Source organism: Pseudophaeobacter profundi (assembly GCF_029697505.1).
GTDB lineage: Bacteria > Pseudomonadota > Alphaproteobacteria > Rhodobacterales > Rhodobacteraceae > Pseudophaeobacter > Pseudophaeobacter profundi.
Map to the genome: position 1 here is coordinate 1 of NZ_JARJEF010000094.1, position 405 is coordinate 405.

Here is a 405-nt window from a genome sequence, read left to right on the forward strand (position 1 = left end):
GGCAGTGTGTGGTGTTGGCGTTGCTCCTCGCGGTGTCTTCCTCACAGGGAGGTGTCAAGATGATCGCCACACCAGTAGTGTACACCAACGGCGACGGTGGGGGCGCGGATGAGGTGCAGGCCTTCCCGGACAGAGGCAACTATAAACTGTTTGATGCTGGCAACACTGTCTGCGCTGCGTGGTGGGTGCCGTTTGACAACATCCCGGACGTGTCGACGATCTCTCAGATCTACACACAGCCTTCGGGGACCCAAGTGAAACTCAACGTGCAGGGAGTGGTGCGCACCGGCCGAGTACGCATCATGATATACGCCGACCTCTGTTGATACTGCAGTCTTTGAGAGAGGGAATGATTGTGAAAACCTATTGGAACATTAATTTAGTGCAACTAAACCACATATTATT

1 protein-coding gene is annotated in these 405 nt (G+C 53.6%); it reads left to right on the forward strand.

Annotated elements, in window-relative coordinates; translation table 11 throughout:
• Nucleotides 1-326: hypothetical protein (locus tag P2081_RS20410; protein WP_278924621.1), on the forward strand; the 326-nt coding region annotated here is incomplete at its 5' end.
• Nucleotides 327-405: the final 79 nt, after the last annotated feature.